Genomic DNA, 21,501 nt, shown 5'->3' with positions numbered 1-21,501 from the left:
ATGCACGCAGACGCTTTCCACCCCAAGGATTCATGACCGAATTTTCCCAACTGGGCCTTTCGCCCACGACTCTTCAGGCCGTCGCCGACACCGGCTACACGACCGCCACCCCCATCCAGGAACAGGCGATCCCCGTCGCCCTCGCCGGCCGCGACGTCCTGGGCATCGCCCAGACCGGCACCGGCAAGACCGCCGCCTTCACCCTGCCCCTGGTCGAACGCCTGGCCTCGGGCCGCGCCCGCGCCCGCATGCCGCGCGCCATCGTCCTGGCCCCGACCCGCGAACTGGCCGACCAGGTCGCCGAGAGCTTCGCCAAATACGCCAAGGGCACCAAGCTGAGCTGGGTGCTGCTGATCGGCGGCGTCTCCATGGGCGACCAGGTGGCGGCGCTGAACAAGGGCGTGGACGTCCTGATCGCCACGCCCGGCCGCCTGCTCGACCTGTTCGAACGCGGCAAGATGCTGCTGACGGGCGTCGAGATCATGGTCGTCGATGAAGCCGACCGCATGCTCGACATGGGCTTCATCCCCGACATCGAGCGTATCTTCAAACTGACGCCCCCGCGTCGCCAGACCCTGTTCTTCTCGGCCACCATGCCGCCGGAGATCACCCGCCTGACGACCGCCTTCCTCAAGGATCCGACCCGGATCGAGGCCTCGCGTCCGGCGATGACTGCCGACACCATCACCCAGTACATCGTCCGCATCCCGACCTCGGACCCCAAGGCCAAGCGGGCCGCCCTGCGCGCCCTGATGAGCCGCACCGACGTGCGCAACGGCATCGTCTTCTGCAACCGCAAGTCTGAAGTCGATATCGTCGCCAAGTCGCTGAAGACCCACGGCTTCGACGCCGCCGCCATCCACGGCGATCTGGACCAGTCGCACCGGATGAAGACCCTGGCGGACTTCCGTTCGGGCGCGCTGAAAATCCTGGTGGCCTCCGACGTCGCCGCGCGCGGCCTGGACATCCCGGACGTCAGCCACGTCTTCAACTACGACGTCTCGCACCACGCCGACGACTACGTCCACCGCATCGGCCGCACCGGTCGGGCGGGCAAGCTGGGCCAGGCCTTCATGATCGTCACCCCGGGCGACGACAAGTCGCTGGATAAGGTGCTGAAGCTGATCAAGATGGACCCGCAGGAACTGGTTCTCGACATCGACTTCGACGCGATCAAGGACGGCGGACGTGACGACAAGCGCTCGTCCCGTTCGAGCGAGTCCCGCTCTGGCGGTCGCGGCCGTTCACGCGCCGCCGAGCCGGCTAAGATCTCAGCAGCCAGCCCGACCGCCCCCCCCACAACCCCTCTGGCGGAATCGGACGCCGTCGAGGCGACGACGCGGTCGCGCAGCCGCCGCAAGGCCAAGCCCGAGGTCTCCGCAGAGAGCGTGATCGACACCGAGATCGCTCCTGTCGTTGACAAGCCCGCCGGTCGCGGGCGCAGCCGAGCCAGGTCAGAAGCCCGTTCAGAGCCCAGGTCAGAACCGACGATCGAAGCGCCGGTCGAGGCCGCCCCCGCTCCGATCGAAGAGACCCGCGCCGCCCGCACGGACCGCGAGCCCCATCTGCGTCAGTCGGATCGTCGCGGCGAGCGTCGTCCTGAAGAGCGTGAACGTTCGGGCGTCAAGGGCTTCGGCGACGACATCCCTGCCTTCCTGCGCCGTCCGGTCGTCATCCGCGCCTGATTTTGCGCAGATAGGCGGCCCGTTTACCCGGTATTACGGATACTGTCCTACCGTCTTCCCCACGATCTCAGAACGAGGCGGGCGGAGACAAGAATGACAGCGCAGGTTGAAATGGCGGTGCGGGGTCCGGAAGCCTATTCTCTTGCGCGCAACGCCATCATCGAGATGGAGCGGGCAGGCGTATGGCCGACACCGCTCAATTTCGAACTCTGGCTGCATTGTGTGAGCGCCCCGGAGGCGCCCCTGGGACGGGAAATCAAACGCCTCCTGTCCGACACCGGCGTCATCTCGGACGAGGCTGCGGAAACGCTTGCGGCGGAATTCCTGCCGCGCAATCGTCTTTCCGAAGATATTCGAACTGCAGGCGAGGTGCTTGATCGCGAACTGGCCAGCGTCGCCGGCGCCATCGCCCAGGCCCACAAGACCCAAGCCGACTATGGCGAGACCCTCGCGACCGCATCCGCCAACATGGAGACGGCCGGGAATGAATCCTCTCTCAAGATCCTGGTCGGCGGACTGACGGTCGCCACCAAGCGCGTTCACCGCGAGACCGCCATTCTTGAGAAAAGGCTGGAAAATTCAAACAAGGAAGTCGCTCGCTTGCGCGAACACCTGGAACAGGTGCGACGCGAAGCCATGACCGACGCCCTAACCGATCTCGCCAACCGCAAGGCGTTCGACGAGCAACTGGCCAAGCTCTGTAGCGACGATCATCACGCCCCCCTGACCCTGGCTATCCTGGATATCGATCACTTCAAACGCTTCAACGACACCTGGGGCCACCAGACCGGCGATCAGGTGTTGCGATATGTCTCCACCATCCTGTCCCGCGTCTGCTGCGGAAACCGATTCGCCGCCCGCTTCGGCGGCGAGGAGTTCGCCATTCTCTTTCCGGGGGAGAGCACGGGCGCCGTAACGACGGCTTTGGAAAACATACGTGAGGAAGTGGCCTCACGCTCTCTGCGCCGGCGGTCCACCAACGACGAGCTTGGGGCGGTGACCCTTTCCGCCGGTTTCGCCGAACATCTGCCGGGCGAAACCGCAACCTGTCTGCTAGAGCGCGCCGACGCCGCCCTCTACGCGTCGAAACGTGCCGGCCGGAACCGGATCACCAGCGCGCTGCTTAAGGAAAAGGCGGCCTGACGCGCTGACACGGCGACGCTTTCTGCCATAGTCGTTCCATGCGCAGCCTCGCCTTCAATATCGCCTACTGGATCCTGTCGATCGGCTACGGCCTGACCGCCGCCTTCGCCGCCCTCGCGCCCGGTCGCGGCCCGACCAGCCGGGTCATCCGCGCCTACGTCCGACGCATGGTCCAGGCCATGGCCGTCTTCGCCGGCATCCGGCTGGAGGTGCGCGGCAAGGATCGTCTGCCCGACGGCGCCTTCATCATCGCCTCGAAACATCAGAGCTGGGGCGACGGCTTCGCCACCTACGATCAGTTCGACGACCTGGCCTTCGTCACAGGCGATCATCTCGAGAAGTTTCCGCTGCTGGGCGGGGTGCTGAAGAAGCTCGGCGCCATCGTCGTCAACAGTTGCGGCGGCCACAAAGCCCGCCAGGCCCTGGCCACCCGCGCCGCCGAGGCCAAGGCCGAGAACCGCAAGATCCTGATCTACCCCGAGGGTCATCTGGCGCCGGTCGGTCAGAAGTTCCGCTACCGTTCGGGCGTCTGGCACATGTACCGCGACTTCGACATGCCGGTCGTCCCCCTGGCCACCAACCTCGGCCTGTTCTGGCCCGAGGAGAAGTACGAGAAGCACGCAGGCACGGCGACGCTGGAGTTCCTGGAGCCCATCCCCGTGGGCCTGCCCAAGGACGAATTCCTCGCGCGTCTCGAAGCCGTGGTCGAGACCCGTACGGCTGAACTGATCGCCGAGGCCACGGGTCAACCGGTCACCCCGGCCGTTCTGGTGGATGCGCCTAAGTCGCCTTCTTAGGCTTCTTCCCCGACGCCTTCTTCACCGCCACCTCAAGCGACCGCCGCGCCCAGGCGACGGCCTCATCGGGGTCGTCCAGCGCCGTCTCCGGCAGGGTCCAGTATCCCATGGACATCATCCGCCCGTCCTTGGTCGGATATCTGAATTGTCGACAGCCGGCCTCGACGAAGGCTTCGCTCAGCGTCTCGTCGCCCTTCAGCCAGACCACCCCGTCGTCCAGCAAGGCGAACATCACGCCCGAAGCATAGACCCCGGCCCCGCCGAACATCCGCTTGATCTCCAACCGACCCAGACCCGCGAAATGCTCACGCACCCATTCACCGAAGTCTGCATCGTAAGCCATCTCAGCTAGCGGCGGCCGGGATTATGGTGACGCTCTCGCCGCAGCCGCAGGCGTCGGTCTGGTTCGGATTGTTGAACACGAACTTGGACGCCAGCCGGGTCGTCTCATAGTCAATCTCGGTGCCGATCAGGAACAGCACGGCCTTGGGCTCGATCAGGATGGTGACGCCCTTGTCCTCGACCACCTCGTCCATCGGGTCGACGCTATCGGCATAGGCGAAGGTGTATTCCTGTCCGGCGCAGCCGCCGTTCTTGACACCGATCCTCAGCCCGATGTGGTCGTTCTCGGCATTGTCCAGGATCTCGCGCACGCGGTCGGCGGCGGCGTCCGTCAGGGTCACGGCCTTGGGACGCGGGCGGCGCGGACGGGATGTGGCCTGGAGTTCGGTCATTGGACTATCCCGGTCAGAACATGTTGAGCGCGAGTTTGGCCTCGTCGCTCATCTTCGAGGAATCCCACGGCGGGTCGAACACCAGATTGGCCTTGGCGCTGCGCACGCCCTCGACCTTCTCGACCGCCGTCTCGACCCAGCCCGGCATTTCGCCGGCGACGGGGCAACCCGGCGCCGTCAGGGTCATGTCGACCACCACATCGCGGTCGTCGGAGACATCGACCCGGTAGATCAGGCCCAACTCATAGATGTCGACCGGAATTTCCGGATCATAGACCGACTTCAGGGCCTCGATCAGCTGTTCGGTCAGCGTGTCCAGCTCGGCCTGCGACAGGGCGCTCTTCTGGGGTTCATCCCAGGCGTCCTTGAAGGCGTCGCTGTCTTGAATGGTGTCGTCTGTCATCAGCTTACACGAAGAAGTTCCGCGCCTTGATCAGCGCGTCCACGAAGGCGTCGGCATCCTCCACGGTGTTATATAGGGCGAAGGAGGCGCGGGTGCTCGACGTCACCCCCATTCTTTTCGACAACGGCTCGGCGCAGTGCAGTCCGGCTCGCACGGCCACGCCGTAACGGTCCATGATCTGGGCCACGTCATGGGCGTGCGCCCCCTCGACAGCGAAGGTCAGGATCGCGCCCTTCCCTTCCGCCTGCCCGAGTATCCGCAGCCAGTTCTGGCCCTGAAGGCGATCAACGGCGTGCTGATACAGCGCGTGCTCATGCGCCTGAACCGCCGCGCGGTCGTATTGCGCCAGCCATTCCAGCGCCACGCCCAGGCCGATGGCCTCCAGGATCGGCGGCGTTCCCGCCTCAAATCGATGCGGCGGCTTGGCATAGGTCACGCGGTCTCGTTCGACCGTCTCGATCATCTCGCCCCCGCCCTGATAGGGCGGTAGGGCCTCCAGCGCCTCGGCCTTGCCGTACAGGGCGCCGATGCCGGTCGGGGCGAACAGCTTGTGGCCGGTCAGGACATAGAAGTCGCAACCGATGGCCTGCACGTCCGGCGTCGCATGGACCGCCCCCTGGCACCCGTCGATCAGCACCTTGATCCGGGAATCGGGGGCCCCGGCCGCATGCGCCAGCCGCGTGATCTCGGCCACCGGATTGATGGTGCCCAGCACGTTCGACATATGGGTGACCGCGACCATCCGCGTCTTCGGCCCCAGCAGCTCCGCGTAAGCCGCCATATCCAGCGAACCGTCGTCCAGCACCGGAATCCATTTGAGCACCGCCCCGCGCCGCTCACGCAGCAGGTGCCAGGGCACGATGTTGGAATGGTGCTCCATCTCCGAGACGAGGATTTCGTCGCCCGGCTGGATGGACAGGCCCAGCCCATTGGCCACCAGATTGATCGCCTCGGTGCCGCCCTTGGTCCAGACGACCTGTTCCGGGCTCTCGGCGTTCAGGAAACGGGCGACGATTTCCCGCGCCTTCTCGAACGCCTCGGTCGCCTCGTTCGACAGGGTGTGCAGCCCGCGGTGGACGTTGGCGTATCCGCCCTCCATCGTCGCGACCAGGGCGTCGATCACCGCGCGCGGCTTCTGCGCCGAGGCCGCATTGTCCAGATAGACCAGCGGCTTGCCGTTCACCTGTCGAACCAGAATCGGGAACTGCGCCCGCACGGCATAGGGATCAAATCCTCCCCCCTTGGGGGAGGTGGCGCGGCGCTCTTGCGCCGCGACGGAGGGGGCAGGATCAGTCACAACCGAGCCGTAAGCCATTCCCGCGCCACCTCTCTCGCGCCTTCATGTTCGATCCGGTCGATGACCTCGATCAGGAAGGCCTGGGTCAGCAGGGCGCGGGCTTCCTCGGCCGGAATGCCGCGCTGCTCCATGTAGAACAGGGCGGTCTCGTCCAGCGCCCCCACCGTATTGCCGTGCGCGCACTGCACATCGTCGGCATAGATGATCAGTTCGGGCTTGGCGTCGATCTCGGCCCGCTCGGAGGCGATCAGGGCGTGGTGGCCCATCCGCGCATCAGTGCCGTCGGCGCCGCGCTCGACCACGATCTTGCCCTGGAAGACGCCGCGCGCCGTGTCGCGCGCCACGCCCTTGATCAGTTGCGACGTCGCGCCGCCGCGCTCCATGTGCCGTACCACGCTGGTCAGGTCGGCGTGGCGCGATCCGTTCAGCAGATACAGGCCGTCGGCCTGAACCTGAGCCCCCTGGGCGAAGTGGGAAATCCGGGTCTCGATCCGTTGCAGCCTGGCCCCGGTGGCGATGACGGTCTGGCGATAGACGCCGCCCGCCTCGACCTTCACATGGGCCTCGGACACGGAAATCGCGTCCTCCGGCTCCTCGACCAGGACGACGCGCGTCACCTCGGCCCCGGCCGCCACATCCAGCTCCAGCGTATTGTGGGCGACATAGGCCGAGCCGGCGCCCTCGTGCGTCTCCAGCAACAGCAGCTTGGCGCCCGCCCGCACGGCGACCCGCGCCCTGGCCGTGTGCCCTGTCCCGACCGCGTCCGAGATATAGCGCAGCCGCAGCGTCTGCTCGCCCGAGGCGATGAAGTCGGTCACGCCCACCGGCCGCCCATTGGCGAAGACGATGGCCTCTCCACCCAGGGCGTAGAACGGCCCCGGCGCGCCCACGGCGGCCGTGCCCGACGGCGTCGGCGCCTCGCGCAGATAACGTTTCAGGTCGCTGTATTTCCACGCCTCATTCCGCCGCGACGGAAAGCTTTCGGCGTCGGTCAGGTCTATGTTGAAGGCTGCGCTCACGCCGCACCCTCAAGCACCGGCGGCAGGTACTTATCATACCCCTCCGCCTCCAACTGCAACGCCAGCTCCGGCCCGCCCGAGGCCACGATCCGCCCCCCGGCCAGCACATGGACCCGGTCCGGTTTGATATAGTCCAGCAGGCGCTGATAGTGGGTGATGACCAACATGGCCCGGTCGGGACGACGCAGGGCGTTCACGCCCTCCGACACGATCCGCAGGGCGTCGATGTCAAGGCCGGAATCGGTCTCGTCCAGGATGAGCAGCGACGGCTCCAGAAGGGCCATCTGCAGAATCTCCATCCGCTTCTTCTCGCCGCCGGAGAAGCCGACGTTCAGCGGCCGCTTCAGCATGTCGAAGTCCATCTTCAGCGCCTTGGACGCCTCCCGGACCAGCTTCAGGAAGGCCGGCGCCGCCACCTCCTCCTCGCCACGCGCCCGCTTCTGCGCGTTCAGCGCCGTCCGCACGAAGGTCAGGGCCGGCACACCGGGAATCTCGATCGGATACTGGAAGGACAGGAAGACGCCCTTAGCCGCCCGTTCGGCCGGGTCCAGCGCCAGCAGGTCCTCGCCCGCCCATTCGACCGCGCCTTCGGTCGCCTCATAGCCCGGCCGCCCCGACAGGGCGTAACCCAGCGTCGACTTCCCGGCCCCGTTCGGCCCCATGATGGCGTGCACCTCGCCGGCGGGGACGTCGAGCGTTAGGCCCTTGAGGATCGGCTTGTCGCCGACGGAGACGTGGAGGTTGGAGATGGAGAGCATGATTATTTCGAACGACTTATGACAAATAAGTTGAGACCAAGAACGAATGCCACGAGCAGAGCAAAGGCTACCGCCGGGGGCCAACCAGGCATTGTTTCGATGATACCGAATGCGACAATCGCGCCGCCCAAAAATATGGGGCCGCATAAGAGATAGAGCAGCCATCCCTTCCAATGTACCGGCTGCCAGAAAGGCCTTGCGAACCAGATTTCGCTTTGCTTGCTCACCCCACGCTCCCCTCGAGGCTGATCGCCACCAGCTTCTGCGCCTCGACCGCGAACTCCATCGGCAGTTTCTGCATCACGTCGCGGACGAAGCCGTTGACCAACAGGGCCACCGCCTCTTCCTGCGACAGCCCACGCTGCTGGGCGTAGAACATCTGGTCGTCGGACAGGCGCGTCGTCGTCGCCTCGTGCTCCAGCTGGGCCGAGCCGTTGCGGGCCTCGATATAGGGGATGGTGTGCGAGCCGCACTCTTTCCCGATCAGCAGACTGTCGCACTGGGTGAAGTTGCGCACCCCCGTCGCCTTCGGATGCACCGAGACCAGGCCGCGATAGGTCGAGTCCGACTTGCCCGCCGACACCGCCTTGGCGATGATCCGCGACTTGGTGTTCTTGCCCAGGTGGATCATCTTGGTGCCGGTGTCGGCCTGCTGACAGCCGTTGGTGATGGCGATGGAATAGAATTCGCCCGAGCTGTCGTCGCCCTTCAGGATGCAGGACGGATATTTCCAGGTGACGGCCGAACCGGTCTCGACCTGGGTCCACGACACCTTCGACCGATCACCCCGGCAATCCGCCCGCTTGGTGACGAAATTGTAGATGCCGCCCTTGCCCTCGGCGTCGCCGGGGTACCAGTTCTGGACCGTCGAATATTTCACCTCGGCGTCGTCCAGCGCCACGATCTCGACCACTGCCGCATGCAGCTGGTTCTCGTCACGCATCGGCGCGGTGCAGCCCTCAAGGTACGAGACGTAGCTGCCCTTGTCGGCGATGATCAGGGTCCGCTCGAACTGGCCCGTCTGGCTGGCGTTGATGCGGAAATAGGTCGACAGCTCCATCGGGCAGCGCACGCCCGGCGGGATGTAGACGAACGACCCGTCCGAAAACACTGCGCTGTTCAGGGCCGCAAAATAGTTGTCCGAGACCGGGACCACCGACCCCAGATACCGCCGCACCAGCTCAGGATATTCGCGCAAGGCCTCGGAAATCGGCATGAAGATCACGCCGACCTTGGCCAGTTCCTCCTTGAAGGTCGTGACCACCGAGACGCTGTCGAACACGGCGTCCACGGCCACGCGCGGCGCACCCTGGACCCCCGCGAGCACCTCCTGCTCCTTCAGCGGGATGCCCAGCTTCTTGTAGATTTCCAGAATCTCGGGATCGACCTCGTCCAGCGACTTCGGCCCCTCCTTCTGCTTGGGCGCCGCATAGTAGAACAGATCCTGGTAATCGACCGGCTCATACTTTACCGCCGCCCAGGTCGGCTCCTCCATCGCCAGCCAGCGCTCATAGGCGGCCAGACGCCATTCCAGCATCCATTCCGGCTCGCCCTTCTTCTCGGAGATGAAGCGCACGATGTCGGCGTTCAGGCCGCGCGGCGCGAACTCCTGCTCGATGTCCGACGTAAAGCCGTGCGCGTATTTCTCCAGCGCGGCGACGGCGTCGATGGTTTCCTTGACGGCGGCCATCAGGCGACCTCTCTCACGCGCTCGGCGGCGCGTGCCTTGTGCTTCGTATAGGCGGCGATCCAGGCGTCAGCGAACCGGCTCCAGTCGCTCTCTGTCGTGCCCCAGCCGCCGGAAACGCGCACGCCCCCGGTCGCCAGAGCGTTCAATCCCATCGCACTGATGGTCTTGGACGGCTTGACCTTGCCAGACGAACAGGCCGACCCGGCGGATACCATCACGCCGGCCAGATCGAGCGTAATCAACTGTTGAGGACTGTCCCAGCCCTCGACCGCCATGAACAGAGTATTGGGCAGACGCGCCACACCTCCGCCGATCACGGTCGCCCCGGCGGCCTCGACCCTCGCCTCAGCGGAATCGCGCCATCCGACATGCGAGGCCATCGTCTCCAAGTCTCGTGCGGCGCAGTCTGCGGCCATGCCGAAACCGGCGATGCCCGGAACATTCTCGGTCCCGGCGCGCAGACCCCGCTCCTGCCCCGCCCCGTGCAGGATGCGAACGCCCGACACGCCCTCCTTCAGGATCAAGGCCCCGACGCCCTGCGGCCCGCCCAGCTTGTGGGCCGACAGGGTCAGGCTATCCGCATCCAGAACCCGCATATCGACCGAAATCTTGCCCGCCGACTGTATGGCGTCGACGTGCAACCAGCCCCCGGCCGCACGCACCAGTGCGGCGGCCTCGACCACGGGCTGGATCACGCCGCTCTCATTGTTCGCATGATGGATGGCGACCACAGCCCGCCCCGGCCGCGCCAGCGCCTCCGTCAGCCAGGCCAGATCCACCACCCCGTTGGCGTCGACAGGCAGCACCTCGACAGGCGCGCCCGCATTCGCTGCGGCCTCGGCCACGCACGGATGTTCGGTCGCCGAAACGATCAGCCGCTCACATCCGGCGGCCAGCGCACTGGCGATGCCCTGAGCATTCGCCTCGGTCCCGCCGCTGTTGAACACCACGGCCGTCGGATCTGCCCCGACCAGCTCACCGACCTGAGCCCTCGCCGTTTCGACCCGCGCCCGCGCCCGCCGCCCGGCCGCATGGACCGCCGACGGATTGCCGTTGTCGGCCAGGGCCTTTGCCATGATCTCCAGCACTTCCGGCCGCACTAGGCCCGAGGCGTTGTAATCCAGATAGATCGCGCTCACGCCGCCACCCCCACAGCTTGCGGCGGCTCGATATTCCGGCGCCGCTGGCCCGTGCGGTTCATCACCACATCCTCAAGCGACACCCCGGCCAGATAGCGATGAATCTCGTCGCCCAGGTCTTCCCACAGATCATGGGTGATGCAGCGCTCTCCGGCCAGCATACAGCCCTTGGGCGATCCGTGGGCCACGCAGCGCGTCGCCCGGATCGGCTCGTCCACCGCCAGCACGATCTCGGCCACCACCGTCTCATCCGCGCCCTTGGCCAGACGATAGCCGCCGCCCGGTCCCCGCACGCTCTTGACCAGGCCGCTCTTGCGCAGCCGGGCGAACAACTGCTCCAGATAGCTGAGCGAAATTTCCTGCCGTGCAGCGATTTCGGCCAGCGAAACCGCCCGGATTTCGCCGCTCTCGCCGCGTCCGTTCTTCGCCAGATCGGCCATCGCCATCACGGCGTATCGTCCCTTGGTCGACAGACGCATATCGCACCCTCAAAAATTGCGCGCTTTTCGGGGCTCTTGTGCTAGAACCCGCGCCTTCGCAAAGGCGGCTCGCTTGCGGAGGGACTTAGAAAGTCCCACCTCAGCGGTCAAGTATTACGCACACGCGAAATGACAGTTGAACGGATTCCAGAGCCCCTATGCCTGAAGTCATCCTGCCCGGCGCCTCCGGTCGCATCGAAGGCCGCTATTCCCCGGGCAAGCGCCCGAACGCCCCCATCGCGTTGATTCTGCACCCGCATCCCAAGGCGGGCGGCCATATGAACAACCCGGTCGCAGTCACCCTGCACCAGCTGTTCCAGCAGCGGGGCTTCGCCACCCTGCGCTATAATTCGCGCGGCGTCGGCAAGTCGCAGGGCGAGTTCGATTCCGGAATCGGCGAACTGGCCGACGCCGCGACGGCTCTGGACTGGCTCCAGTCCAACAATCCGGCCGCCACCCAGACCTGGGTCGGCGGCTATCAGTTCGGGGCCTATATCGGGATGCAACTCTTGATGAGACGGCCCGAGACGGACGGGTTCATCTCGGTTTCGCCGCCGTCGAACATGTACGACTTCAGCTTCCTGGCTCCCTGCCCTGCCTCAGGTCTGTTCCTGCACGGCACCGCCGACACCATCGTGCCGCCGGTTGAGGTCGAGCGCGTGGTCAACAAGCTGCGCACCCAGAAGGGCATCGTCATCGACTACGAACTGGAAGAAGGCGCGAGCCACTTCTGGCAGGACCATATGAGCGCCGTCGAACGCCGCGTCGGCGCCTATCTGGACAAGCGTCTGGAAGAAAAGCCGGCCTGACCCTAGATTCGGGTCGTCTTCAGGAGACCCGGATGCAGCACGACATCGTCATCATCGGCGGCGGCGCCGGCGGGCTTGAGCTCGCCGCCCGTCTGGGCCGGAAGTTCGGCCCGCGCGAGGGCCGTCGGCGCGTCCTGCTGATCGACCGTTCGATCTTCCATCTTTGGAAGCCCAGCCTGCATGAGGTGGCGGCCGGGTCGCTGGACAGCCATCAGGAAGGCCTGTCCTATCCGGTCCTGGCGCGCCGCAATCATTTCAGCTTCGCCTTCGGCGACCTGACCGGTCTAGATCCCAACAGCAAAACCCTGACCCTGGGCGAAATCCGGGATCAGGACGGCGCCGTCCTGGTCAAGCCCCGGACCCTGACGTTCAACACTCTGGTCCTGGCGATCGGCAGCGGATCGAACCTGTTCGGCACGCCCGGCGCAGCCGAACACGCCCATCTGCTGGAAGACGTCGCCGACGCCGAGGCCTTCAACAAGCGGCTGACCGCCGCCTTCCTCGCCTCCGCCTATTCCGACGAGCGGACCCTGAACATCGCCATCGTCGGGGCAGGCGCGACCGGCGTCGAACTGTCCACCGAACTGATCGAGGGGCACGACGAGCTGTCGGCCGGCTTGGCGCCCGACCAGAAATTCGATCTCAACGTCACCATCGTCGAGGCGGCGCCCCGCATCCTGGGCGGCCTTCCCGAAACCGTCTCCGCCAAGGCGGCACACGCCCTGGAAGCCAAAGGCGTCCGGCTGCTGACGGACGCAAAGGTGGACTTCGTTCACGCCGACCGGCTGGACACCTCCAGGGGCCCGGTCCCGGCCGACCTGATCGTCTGGGCCGCCGGGGTCAAGGCGGCCGACACGAACCGCAACCTGGGTTTGACCACTGGTCGCATCAACCAGTTCGTGGTGGACGACCATCTGCGCACGTCCGCGCCGGGCGTCTACGCCATGGGCGACTGCGCCGAGGCGCCGGGGCCCGAGGGCCGCCCCGTCCCCGCCCGGGCCCAGGCCGCCGCCCAACAAGCCGCCTATCTGGCCAGAGCCCTGTCAGACCCGTCACGCGATCCAGGCCCTTACCTCTATCATGACAAGGGCTCGCTGGTGTCCCTGGGCGGCGACCGCGGCGTCGGCTCATTGATGGGAAACCTCGGCGGCCCGAACTTCCTGATCGAGGGCCTGATCGCCAAATGGGCCTATATGGCCCTGCACCTGGATCATCACCGGGCGATTCTGGGCGTTCGCCGCACCGCGCTTCTGGCCCTGTCGCGCCTGTTGCACCGGCGGGTCTCCGGGCGGCTGAAGCTGCACTGACACACGCGATTAGATCGGGCGGCATCCGTTTCCGGTCGCCTCCGTCGCTGCAGGAAGCCCAACCCGAGGCGTCCCCGATCACCGCACCACTTCAGGCCGTTGCCGGCATCCGCTCTCCGTGTATTAATCGACACAGGATGCGGAGGAAGCTCATGCGGCGGATCGCAACCCCGACTGTACTGCTGGCGATGATGATGCTCGGCGGCTGCACGACCGTACGCGGCGATGAAATCACCCGCAGCCCCTATGCTCTGCCCTGCGCAGGCCCCACGCCGCCAGGTCAATGCCTGGAGGCCGCCCGCGTCTGGAACGAAGGCGATCATCCGCGCCCTAATACGCCCATGTCGGAAGGCCTGGCGAAGACGCAGGCGGACATTGTGCGACGTGAACGATCGCACCCTCGCTGACGACGCCGGGCGGCCTTACGCCGCCACGACCTCTTCCTTCGCCGGAACCGTGCGGATCATATAGTCGAAGGCCGCCAGCCCCGCCTTGGAGCCCTCGCCCATCGCCACCACGATCTGCTTGTAGGGCACGGTCGTCACGTCGCCGGCGCCGAAGATGCCCGGCTGGGACGTCTCGCCCCGGTGATCCACCTCGATCTCGCCGCGCGGCGTCAGGCCCACGGCCCCGTGCAGCCATTCGGTGTTCGGGATCAGGCCGATCTGAACAAAGATCCCTTCCAGATCGACGTCGTGATGGGCGTCGGAGTTGCGGTCCTTGTAGGACAGGCCCGTCACCTTCTCGCCGTCGCCATGCACCTGGGTCGTCAGGGCCGAGGTGACGATCCGCACGTTCGGCAGGGTCGCCAGCTTCCTCTGCAGCACCGCATCGGCCCGCAGCTCGCTGTCGAACTCGATCAGGGTCACATGGGCCACGATGCCCGCCAGGTCGATGGCCGCCTCGACGCCCGAGTTGCCGCCGCCGATCACCGCCACGCGCTTGCCCTTGAACAGCGGCCCGTCGCAGTGCGGGCAATAGGCCACGCCCTTGTTCTTGTACTGGTCCTCGCCCGGCACGTTCATCTGGCGCCAGCGCGCGCCGGTGGCCAGGATGACAGTCCGCGACTTCAGGCTGGTGCCGTTCTCCAGCACCACCTCGTGCAGCCCGCCCGGCACCTTGGACGGCACCAGCTTGGCCGCCTTCTGCAGGTTCATCAGGTCCACCTCATATTCGCGGACATGCTGTTCCAGATGGGCGGCCAGTTTCGGCCCCTCGGTATGGGGCACCGAGATGAAGTTCTCGATCGACATCGTGTCCAGCACCTGGCCGCCGAACCGCTCGGCCGCAATGCCGGTGCGGATGCCCTTGCGCGCCGTATAGATGGCAGCCGCCGCCCCGGCCGGGCCGCCGCCGATCACCAGGACGTCGAACGGATCCTTGGCCTTCAGCCGCTCGGCGGCCCGCGCCTCGGCGCCCGAATCGATCTTGGCGACGATCTGTTCCAGCTCCATCCGGCCCTGACCGAACAGTTCGCCGTTCAGGAAGACGGTCGGCACGGCCATGATCTTGCGCTCGTCCACCTCGTCCTTGAACAGGCCGCCCTCGATGGCGACGTGTTTGATGCGCGGGTTCAGCACGCTCATCAGGTTCAGCGCCTGCACCACGTCGGGGCAGTTCTGGCACGACAGCGAGAAATAGGTCTCGAACACATAGTCGCCGTCCAGGTCCTTGACCTGCTGGATCACCTCCTGCGCCGCCTTGGACGGATGGCCGCCGACGTGCAGCAGGGCCAGCACCAGCGAGGTGAACTCGTGGCCCAGCGGAATGCCCGCGAACCGCACGCCAATGTCGGTGCCCTTGCGGCGGATCAGGAAGCTGGGCTGGCGTTCGTCGTCATAGTCGCGGCCCATCTCGACCTTGCCGTGCGAGACCGAGACGATCTCCTCCAGCAGGGTCTTCAGCTCGATCGACTTCGGCCCGGCGCCCAGCGAGGCGACCAGCTCGACCGGATGGACGATGTTCTTGAGATAGGCCTCGAGCTGAGATTTCAGATTGGCGTCCAGCATGGGGCAGTCCTCGAATTCCAGGGGTGACGCGCCGCCTTCGAGCCGATCCCGGCGAGGCTTGCGCGATAGCGTCCGGCCCCCACGAGACAGGGAGGCGGCCGGGTGGGTCCGACCCGAAGGCCGGACCCGATAGGCGTTCGTCTTAGATCTTGCCGACGAGGTCGAGCGACGGGGCCAGGGTGGCTTCGCCTTCTTCCCACTTGGCCGGGCAGACTTCACCCGGATGCGCGCGCACATATTGCGCGGCCTTGACCTTGCGCAGCAGCTCGGCGGCGTTGCGGCCGATGCCTTCCGAGGTGGTCTCGGTGAACTGGATCACGCCGTCCGGATCGACCAGGAAGGTCGCACGGTCGGCCAGGCCCACGCCCGGACGCATGGCGTCGAAGTTGTTGGTCACGAGGCCCGAGGGATCGCCCAGCATGGTGTAGGTGATCTTGCCGATGGCCGGCGACGAGTCGTGCCAGGCCTTGTGCGAGAAATGGGTGTCGGTCGACACCGAATAGATCTCGACGCCCAGCTTCTGGAACTCGGCATAGTGGTCGGCCAGGTCTTCCAGCTCGGTCGGGCACACAAAGGTGAAGTCGGCCGGATAGAAGAAGAAGACCGCCCACTTGCCCGCCACATCGGCGTCCGTGACCGTCAGGAACTTGCCGTCCTTATAGGCCTCGGCGGTGAAGGGTTTGATGGTCGTGTTGATGAGGGCCATGCAGGGCGTCCATTCAGCAGGAGTTGGGGAGGCCCGCTTCCTACCGCACCGCAACAGATAAGTGTAATCACTTATTTGCAGGTGCGTGATAGATTTTGGTTATAACAAGAACCCCTCTCATCTCGTCATCCTCGGGCTTGTCCCGAGGATCCATACGCCCGGTGTCTGGACAGCGAGCACAGGCCGCAGACACCGGGCTTACAGATCCCCAAAGAGGGCGTAGCCGCCGGGAGATCTGCAACTTGCGGTCTGGAACATCTGACTCTTCGTGCGCTTCTGGCCCCATGACCGGTCCGCGACCCTCCCCGAGACCGCTTAACGATTATGGGTTCGATTTGTCTTGGCGTTCGACGTCTCAGGGCTTGACCGCGAGAGCCGGAAACGAACTAGCTGCAGTTGACGCAACCGGAGCGAACCATGCTGCTGACCGTATTGATTGCCACTCTCGCTCTCCAGGACGCGCCGCCTCCCCACCCCACCACGCCTCAGCAGTTCGAGGGGCGACGGTCCGCCTTTGTCCAGGGCACACTCAATGTTGCGGCTGGAGAACGCGCGACGCTGAAGCTCAACCCGAACGGAACCTATGACCTCGTGCGGGTCGACCGGATCCAGGTCAGCGACGTCCTGCCGCCCGCGAACGGATCGCGCGACCTTCCGAACGACGCGCCCGTGGGGACGATCCGCTTCAGCCTGCACGCCCGCCGGGATGTCGGATCCATCCTCAAGGTCGAGAACGGCCAGGATCAGGGCCTGAAATACGGCGGCTTCATCGTGCGATACGTCGGGGGTCAGGCGCGCCCGCCCGCAGAGACCTCGGTCTGCACGGTGCCGGCGGGCATGGTGTCGTTCGAGCACTGGCCCGAACCCGTCATCCAGGTCGTCATCGGCGGCCTGCAACGCTCCGACGACGCGACGCCTGTCTGCCCGCCGCATCTCGAGTAAGCGCGAACCCCAAAGACTCGAGCCTCATATTGGCGGTGCGTGAAAAAGCGAAATTTATCCGGGCGCCAAAGGCCGCGCTCGACCGGGTTCGGACGTCACGGAGGCCACTCAAACCAACCCTCCTCGTCGATTTTGTCTTCGGGCCATTCCGGCAAGCCGAAAGCCTTGGCAAGAAGGAACAACTGTAGTCGGCCTTGCGGCCCGACGGTCCACGAAAAGTACCATCCGCCCCAGGCACGCTCGCCGTGGGTCACATCATAGGCTGTGGAAGGACCGTCAGGTCTGTTGTCGCCACGCCCATTCACGAGACGGACCGGTCCATCAAGAAAGCGCGGCGCTACCCAGAAGCAAGGATCGTCGAGGATTGAATCCAGCTTCTTGGCCTCGCTGGCGGTGAGGCTGACGCGCCGCCACGCAGTCCAGTGCGTTGGATGTGGCGGACCAACTGGCGTGGACCTCGCGTATATTTCCCAGTTCGCGTCACGCCCCCGGCCGATGACCTCGCGAACCGTCGGGTCAGTCGACAAACCGCCCGGCGAGGTTACGAAATGGACGGTGGAATGCGGGGTGTCGATGCTCCAGGAAACGCTGGTTTCTTGGCTCGCCCACGCTTTCCAGATGGTTTCGAACAATGGGTTTTGCAGGTCATCGTTGAGATGGGTGGGAAGCTTCGAATAATCGACACTGCGCCAAGCGGGACATTCTTTCGGGTCGATAGGGACAGGCGTCGGATTGCACCCCGAGATCAGGGCGGCTCCCGTCGCCAGCATAGCGGCCAGTCTCATGATCGCTGCGGCTCCCCCCTCAGTGGATGGAAACCGTTTCCCTATCGAAGTCAACGTCCCGCTTCCCACCCCTTGCAGACCACGGCTGCGGCCATTTTCTGACCTGAAGATCAACGTCTGCTTCCAGCGCTGACACCCATGACGCAAACCGACCCGTTGCGGACATTAGTCCGTGAGATCGACAGACCCGACAAATCGGCAGTCTGAATAACTCAATGCTACGTCGTGACCGATAAGCTCAGTGTCAGATGCCTGCACCACCGTCGCGACGACGAAGGCCATATCGTAGCTGTCTTGCTTCTCGTCGAAACAGTAGCGGTAGTGAAGGACATCACCCTCCGTGAGTGCTGCAAGCCTACTGTCAGCCTGGACGGCCACCTTCGCTCCGTCCTTTGGCGCGATGGCAAGCTCCGGGTAGACTTCCTTCTTCGCAGATAAATCGAAGTAGTTGAGCACCATGACGAGGAACATAGCGTCCTGAACCCATCCAAAGCGGTCCGCGACAAACTCGTCATTGAAGTAGCGGTCGAAGATGCCCTTCGACGCATCGCGGAAGCGATCCATTAATCGCTGAACCGAAATCTGATCTTCTACCATCCCGCATCGTAACCCGCGATAGGACCGCATCCCACCCCGAACAGAAGTCCGGCACGTCCGATTTCCAGGACCGCCGTGCTGAAGCAATGCGGCGCGGGAAGACCCTGAACCCCGAACCAAGCCCAGCAAACGAAGCGCACCGCTCCTAATTTCCCGAACCGAAGCCAGTCCTTTCAACACCCTAACGCGCCCAAACCGCCATCGACCACCACGCTTCGAAACCGTGTTAGCCTCGTCGTCCGGTCTTTGACATCGGGCGCCCGCCGCAATCCGCCTGCGACGTCCGCCCTCCATCGACACCACAGCAGGCGCGCCCTGGCGCGTTTGGCGGTTTGGCGGTTTGGCGGTTTGTCACCCTGTTTTCGCGCCAAGCCGACAGACTTCGGCCGATCAACCGGCCCGCCCGCCTCAGTACAGCAGGAACCCCCGCCTCGCCTCTTCCCACGCCGCCTCATCCGGCCGCGTCGCCGCCTCCAGATCCCCAGCCCCCGCCGCCGCGTCGTCCACCCATTCCCGCAGCCCCGGTCCGCCGTTGATCACATCAATGGGCAGTTTCCCGAACGCATATTCATACGGGAAATCCCGCCACAGATCGTAGTCGGGATACAGCCGCCGGATCGCCTTGAACCCCAGGGCCTGCACCCGCCACGGCTTGAACGCGGCGTGATCATAGCCGGGGTGATCGACATGGATCTGCACCCCGCCGCACAGTTTCCCGACATGCTTATGGAAGGTCGGCTCAAACCACATGTCGCGTAAGGTGCAGCCGCCCAGCCACTCCGGCGCCAGAGCCTGCATCTCGGCGATCACCGCCCGCGCATCGATGTCCGGCGCCCCGAACAGCTCCAGCGGTCGGGTCGTGCCCCGACCTTCCGACAGGGTCGCCCCCTCCAGCATCACCGTGCCGGCATAGGCCCTGGCCATCGACAGGTTCGGCGCATTCGGGCTGGGGTTGACCCAGGCCCGCTCGCCCAGCGGCCAGCCGAAGCCCGGCCCCGCCTCGGGGGCCCAGCCCTGCATCTCTACGACGCGATAATCCACATCCAGCTTGAACTGGTCGATGAACCACAGGCCCAGTTCGCCCATCGTCAGCCCGTGCCGCATCGGCATAGGCCCCGCCCCGACGAAACTCTCCCAGCCGGGCTTCAGCGTATGCCCCTCGACCGGCCGCCCCGCCGGATTGGGCCGGTCCAGCACCCACACCGACTTGCCGTGTTTCGCCGCCGCCTCCAGCACATACAGAAGCGTCGTCACATAGGTGTAGATGCGGCAGCCCAGGTCCTGCAGGTCGATCAGGACGACGTCGAACGTCTCCATCCACTCATCCCTGGGTCGCCGCACCTCGCCGTACAGGCTGAAGACGGGGAAGCCGTGCACCGGATCGCGATAATCCGGGCTCTCCATCATATTGTCCTGCAGATCGCCCTTCATCCCGTGCTGCGGCCCGAAGGCGGCGGTCAGCTCGATCTCGGGACAGGTGGCCAGGGCGTCCACCGCATGGCCCAGATCCTTCGTCACCGAGGCCGGATGCGCCAGCAAGGCCACGCGCCGCCCCTTCAGCTGCCCCCTCAGGGCGTCGTCGGACAGCAGGCGGTCGAGACCGAAATTCATGGCAGTTCCAGCGCGAAGGAGTCGGAATGATGAAAGTCCGGCTTATCCGATGGATGCGCCAGAGCCCAATAGGCGATCGCCCCGTCCAGCCTCTCGACCACCGCCGTCAGCCCGGCCGCGTCCGTCGCATCCTCGGGCAACTCCACATCGACCGTCAGAACGAACCGCCCCTGGGCCATGCGCGTGACGATGAAGGGTGCCGCGATCTCCAGCCCCCGCATCCCCTCGCGATAGCCGTCGAACCGATAGGCGGCCCAGGCCCCCGACGGCGACAGATTATATTCGACATAGCCGTCCGCCGTCCGCACGAAGGCCTCGAAACAGGTCGTCCGCCACAACGCGTCCGTCTGCACCCGCGCCGTCGCCTCGGGCCAGCGCACAAACTCGACAGGCCCGGCCAACAGATACTCCAGGCTCAACACCCGCCCCGCCCGCCGCGCCTCGACCTCCAGCGTCAGCCCGGCGGGGGAACAGGTCGGGTGCGGGATCAGGGGCAGACGCATCCGACCTTCGTATCGGACGCAGGGCGCGGGTCAACAATCAGAGCCGAGCCTGCGCCAGACCCCGTATGCCGTCGGCGTACCCCGTCCATAGATCGGCGACGGGGAAGAGATCGACCTCCCGCTCAGGAGGCAGGCCGCGTCCCTCGTAAGCCGCGCCCGCTGAGTCGAGCACGCGTTGGTAGGCCATCGTCGCCATGAAGCCGTTCGGGAAGGGCTTGGGCAGAAGGGAGGACAGCATGCCGCGCGTCGTGCCGCCCGCCTGAACGACGTGGGGATAGGCCCTCATCATGACAACGAAGACTTCCGCCGCGCTGGCCGTGATCTCGCTCGTGACCAGCAATACCGGCCGTGGATAGGCCCGTCCCTCTGGGGCCAGTTCGATCGGCTGGTCGGAAGCCCCCGGCTCGAATAGGTCATCACCCGGCGGCGGCGGTCGGCGAAATGCCGCGCCACGACCATCGCCGCCGCGTCGTTGCCGCCGCCGTTGTGCGCGACATCGACGATCACGCGGCTTGCGCCGGCGAAGGAGACTTCGGCCTGCGCCAAGCTTCTCTGCAACTCCGCCACCTGGTCCTGACGCGCCGCCTGGCCGGCCAGGAAGCCGGAGAAGCGATTGACCCTAAGATACCCCGCATCGCCGAGACGACCCCATTCCAATGCTTCGTTGGCGCCGGATCGATAGGCGCCCGGGTCGAGGGCGGCGATCACGGAGGCCCGCGACTCGCGACTCCACCGCGAGACGAAGGCCGATTCGGTCTCGTCCGACGGCGCGGCGGACCAGGCCTGCTTCAGCGCCTCGCGCAGTTTGGGACGGCCGGCGTTGAACTGACGCTCGCCGCGCGAGAGATTGACATGCCCGTCGTTGAGCGGACCCAGCATGTCGGCGAGGAGATCGAACACCACATCATCATCCTCACTCAGGCGAGGCGCAGCTTGGCGACGCGCCGCCGCCCAGTCCACGCCGCGCTCTGCAAAGAAGGCGTAATAGCGATCAAAGCTCTTACAGATCAGGTCGAACACGACCGAGGGCGCGACCTGATCGGTTTGAGCCAGACTGGTCGCCGGGGGCGGCGTGGCGCGCCTTTTCA

General features: G+C 65.5%; 21 protein-coding genes and 2 pseudogenes. 6 read left to right on the top strand and 17 right to left on the bottom strand.

All coding sequences use genetic code 11. The annotated features are described in order from the left end of the window. The first annotated feature begins 32 nt into the window (after positions 1-32). From ACVPT3_RS07545 to ACVPT3_RS07535, 3 genes are all read left to right on the top strand, one after another. The gene (locus ACVPT3_RS07545) at positions 33-1,685 is read left to right on the top strand and encodes a DEAD/DEAH box helicase (RefSeq protein WP_492043525.1); all 1,653 of its coding nucleotides are present in this window, start codon (positions 33-35) and stop codon (positions 1,683-1,685) included. 93 nt (positions 1,686-1,778) lie between these two features. Then, entirely contained in the window at positions 1,779-2,828 is a 1,050-nt protein-coding gene (locus tag ACVPT3_RS07540) for a GGDEF domain-containing protein (protein WP_492043524.1), read from the top strand. A 38-nt stretch (positions 2,829-2,866) separates the two neighbouring features. Beyond that, complete coding sequence (locus ACVPT3_RS07535; protein WP_492043523.1) at positions 2,867-3,625, top strand: lysophospholipid acyltransferase family protein; 759 nt, start codon at positions 2,867-2,869, stop codon at positions 3,623-3,625. Here ACVPT3_RS07535 and ACVPT3_RS07530 read toward each other — a convergent pair. From ACVPT3_RS07530 to ACVPT3_RS07490, 9 genes are all read right to left on the bottom strand, one after another. After that, positions 3,609-3,968, bottom strand: a complete 360-nt coding sequence (locus ACVPT3_RS07530) for a TfoX/Sxy family protein (RefSeq protein WP_492043522.1) — start codon at positions 3,966-3,968, stop codon at positions 3,609-3,611. The two genes, ACVPT3_RS07535 and ACVPT3_RS07530, sit on opposite strands and share 17 nt — an antisense overlap. A gap of 1 nt (position 3,969) precedes the next feature. After that, entirely contained in the window at positions 3,970-4,359 is a 390-nt protein-coding gene (locus ACVPT3_RS07525) for a HesB/IscA family protein (RefSeq protein WP_492043521.1), read from the bottom strand. 13 nt (positions 4,360-4,372) lie between these two features. After that, positions 4,373-4,762, bottom strand: coding sequence for an SUF system Fe-S cluster assembly protein (locus tag ACVPT3_RS07520; RefSeq protein ID WP_183195062.1), 390 nt, complete (start codon positions 4,760-4,762; stop codon positions 4,373-4,375). A gap of 4 nt (positions 4,763-4,766) precedes the next feature. Continuing rightward, positions 4,767-5,978 carry an aminotransferase class V-fold PLP-dependent enzyme gene (locus ACVPT3_RS07515; protein WP_492043797.1) on the bottom strand — a complete coding sequence of 404 codons (1,212 nt, stop codon included), beginning with the start codon at positions 5,976-5,978 and terminating at the stop codon, positions 4,767-4,769. Between the two features lie 77 nt (positions 5,979-6,055). Continuing rightward, entirely contained in the window at positions 6,056-7,078 is a 1,023-nt protein-coding gene (gene sufD / locus ACVPT3_RS07510) for a Fe-S cluster assembly protein SufD (protein WP_492043520.1), read from the bottom strand. Then, complete coding sequence (gene sufC / locus ACVPT3_RS07505) at positions 7,075-7,836, bottom strand: Fe-S cluster assembly ATPase SufC (protein ID WP_492043519.1); 762 nt, start codon at positions 7,834-7,836, stop codon at positions 7,075-7,077. The genes sufD and sufC overlap by 4 nt, the downstream gene beginning before the upstream one ends. 223 nt (positions 7,837-8,059) lie before the next feature. After that, positions 8,060-9,526, bottom strand: coding sequence for a Fe-S cluster assembly protein SufB (gene sufB, locus ACVPT3_RS07500; protein WP_492043518.1), 1,467 nt, complete (start codon positions 9,524-9,526; stop codon positions 8,060-8,062). Then, positions 9,526-10,665, bottom strand: a complete 1,140-nt coding sequence (locus ACVPT3_RS07495) for a cysteine desulfurase family protein (RefSeq protein ID WP_492043517.1) — start codon at positions 10,663-10,665, stop codon at positions 9,526-9,528. The genes sufB and ACVPT3_RS07495 overlap by 1 nt, the downstream gene beginning before the upstream one ends. Next, a complete protein-coding gene (locus ACVPT3_RS07490) occupies positions 10,662-11,144 on the bottom strand; it encodes an Rrf2 family transcriptional regulator (protein WP_492043516.1) in 483 nt (160 codons plus the stop codon). Before ACVPT3_RS07490 ends, ACVPT3_RS07495 begins: the two co-directional genes overlap by 4 nt. A gap of 158 nt (positions 11,145-11,302) precedes the next feature. On the opposite strand from ACVPT3_RS07490, the gene ACVPT3_RS07485 reads away from it, so the two are divergent. Beyond that, on the top strand, positions 11,303-11,953 hold the full coding sequence (locus ACVPT3_RS07485; protein WP_492043515.1) for an alpha/beta hydrolase: 651 nt from the start codon (positions 11,303-11,305) through the stop codon (positions 11,951-11,953). Between the two features lie 32 nt (positions 11,954-11,985). Then, positions 11,986-13,260 carry an NAD(P)/FAD-dependent oxidoreductase gene (locus tag ACVPT3_RS07480; RefSeq protein ID WP_492043514.1) on the top strand — a complete coding sequence of 425 codons (1,275 nt, stop codon included), beginning with the start codon at positions 11,986-11,988 and terminating at the stop codon, positions 13,258-13,260. A 422-nt stretch (positions 13,261-13,682) separates the two neighbouring features. Here ACVPT3_RS07480 and ahpF read toward each other — a convergent pair whose 3' ends face one another. Further along, positions 13,683-15,269, bottom strand: coding sequence for an alkyl hydroperoxide reductase subunit F (gene ahpF / locus ACVPT3_RS07475; protein ID WP_492043513.1), 1,587 nt, complete (start codon positions 15,267-15,269; stop codon positions 13,683-13,685). A gap of 142 nt (positions 15,270-15,411) precedes the next feature. After that, on the bottom strand, positions 15,412-15,975 hold the full coding sequence (gene ahpC, locus ACVPT3_RS07470; protein ID WP_492043512.1) for an alkyl hydroperoxide reductase subunit C: 564 nt from the start codon (positions 15,973-15,975) through the stop codon (positions 15,412-15,414). A 417-nt stretch (positions 15,976-16,392) separates the two neighbouring features. Here ahpC and ACVPT3_RS07465 point away from each other — a divergent pair, with 417 nt between their 5' ends. After that, positions 16,393-16,917 carry a hypothetical protein gene (locus ACVPT3_RS07465; RefSeq protein WP_492043511.1) on the top strand — a complete coding sequence of 175 codons (525 nt, stop codon included), beginning with the start codon at positions 16,393-16,395 and terminating at the stop codon, positions 16,915-16,917. Positions 16,918-17,012: 95 nt separating this feature from the next. On the opposite strand, the gene ACVPT3_RS07460 is transcribed toward ACVPT3_RS07465, so the two are convergent. From ACVPT3_RS07460 to ACVPT3_RS07435, 6 genes and pseudogenes are all read right to left on the bottom strand, one after another. Next, positions 17,013-17,702, bottom strand: a complete 690-nt coding sequence (locus ACVPT3_RS07460; protein ID WP_492043510.1) for a hypothetical protein — start codon at positions 17,700-17,702, stop codon at positions 17,013-17,015. Between the two features lie 165 nt (positions 17,703-17,867). Next, positions 17,868-18,299, bottom strand: coding sequence for a hypothetical protein (locus ACVPT3_RS07455; protein ID WP_492043509.1), 432 nt, complete (start codon positions 18,297-18,299; stop codon positions 17,868-17,870). 408 nt (positions 18,300-18,707) lie between these two features. Beyond that, on the bottom strand, positions 18,708-19,910 hold the full coding sequence (locus ACVPT3_RS07450) for an exo-beta-N-acetylmuramidase NamZ family protein (protein WP_492043508.1): 1,203 nt from the start codon (positions 19,908-19,910) through the stop codon (positions 18,708-18,710). Beyond that, the gene (locus ACVPT3_RS07445) at positions 19,907-20,413 is read right to left on the bottom strand and encodes a DOMON-like domain-containing protein (protein ID WP_492043507.1); all 507 of its coding nucleotides are present in this window, start codon (positions 20,411-20,413) and stop codon (positions 19,907-19,909) included. Before ACVPT3_RS07445 ends, ACVPT3_RS07450 begins: the two co-directional genes overlap by 4 nt. A 37-nt stretch (positions 20,414-20,450) precedes the next feature. Next, positions 20,451-20,870 (bottom strand): annotated as a pseudogene (locus ACVPT3_RS07440) (S41 family peptidase); the annotation flags it as partial. Between the two features lie 86 nt (positions 20,871-20,956). Continuing rightward, a pseudogene (locus ACVPT3_RS07435) lies at positions 20,957-21,292 on the bottom strand (hypothetical protein); the annotation flags it as partial. Between the last annotated feature and the right edge of the window lie 209 nt (positions 21,293-21,501).

It is taken from the genome of Brevundimonas sp. FV1ps31S (assembly GCF_058681265.1).
Note: the sequence above shows the minus strand (reverse complement) of the source record. Positions and strands in the feature narration are given on the sequence as shown.

Coding starts and splice junctions, on each gene's coding strand:
- ACVPT3_RS07545 (WP_492043525.1), top strand. CDS start 33: ATGACCGAATTTTCCCAACTGGGCCTTTCGCCCACGACTCTTCAGGCC.
- ACVPT3_RS07540 (WP_492043524.1), top strand. CDS start 1,779: ATGACAGCGCAGGTTGAAATGGCGGTGCGGGGTCCGGAAGCCTATTCT.
- ACVPT3_RS07535 (WP_492043523.1), top strand. CDS start 2,867: ATGCGCAGCCTCGCCTTCAATATCGCCTACTGGATCCTGTCGATCGGC.
- ACVPT3_RS07530 (WP_492043522.1), bottom strand. CDS start 3,968: ATGGCTTACGATGCAGACTTCGGTGAATGGGTGCGTGAGCATTTCGCG.
- ACVPT3_RS07525 (WP_492043521.1), bottom strand. CDS start 4,359: ATGACCGAACTCCAGGCCACATCCCGTCCGCGCCGCCCGCGTCCCAAG.
- ACVPT3_RS07520 (WP_183195062.1), bottom strand. CDS start 4,762: ATGACAGACGACACCATTCAAGACAGCGACGCCTTCAAGGACGCCTGG.
- sufC (WP_492043519.1), bottom strand. CDS start 7,836: ATGCTCTCCATCTCCAACCTCCACGTCTCCGTCGGCGACAAGCCGATC.
- sufB (WP_492043518.1), bottom strand. CDS start 9,526: ATGGCCGCCGTCAAGGAAACCATCGACGCCGTCGCCGCGCTGGAGAAA.
- ACVPT3_RS07490 (WP_492043516.1), bottom strand. CDS start 11,144: ATGCGTCTGTCGACCAAGGGACGATACGCCGTGATGGCGATGGCCGAT.
- ACVPT3_RS07485 (WP_492043515.1), top strand. CDS start 11,303: ATGCCTGAAGTCATCCTGCCCGGCGCCTCCGGTCGCATCGAAGGCCGC.
- ACVPT3_RS07480 (WP_492043514.1), top strand. CDS start 11,986: ATGCAGCACGACATCGTCATCATCGGCGGCGGCGCCGGCGGGCTTGAG.
- ahpF (WP_492043513.1), bottom strand. CDS start 15,269: ATGCTGGACGCCAATCTGAAATCTCAGCTCGAGGCCTATCTCAAGAAC.
- ahpC (WP_492043512.1), bottom strand. CDS start 15,975: ATGGCCCTCATCAACACGACCATCAAACCCTTCACCGCCGAGGCCTAT.
- ACVPT3_RS07465 (WP_492043511.1), top strand. CDS start 16,393: ATGCTGCTGACCGTATTGATTGCCACTCTCGCTCTCCAGGACGCGCCG.
- ACVPT3_RS07460 (WP_492043510.1), bottom strand. CDS start 17,702: ATGAGACTGGCCGCTATGCTGGCGACGGGAGCCGCCCTGATCTCGGGG.
- ACVPT3_RS07455 (WP_492043509.1), bottom strand. CDS start 18,299: ATGGTAGAAGATCAGATTTCGGTTCAGCGATTAATGGATCGCTTCCGC.
- ACVPT3_RS07450 (WP_492043508.1), bottom strand. CDS start 19,910: ATGAATTTCGGTCTCGACCGCCTGCTGTCCGACGACGCCCTGAGGGGG.
- ACVPT3_RS07445 (WP_492043507.1), bottom strand. CDS start 20,413: ATGCGTCTGCCCCTGATCCCGCACCCGACCTGTTCCCCCGCCGGGCTG.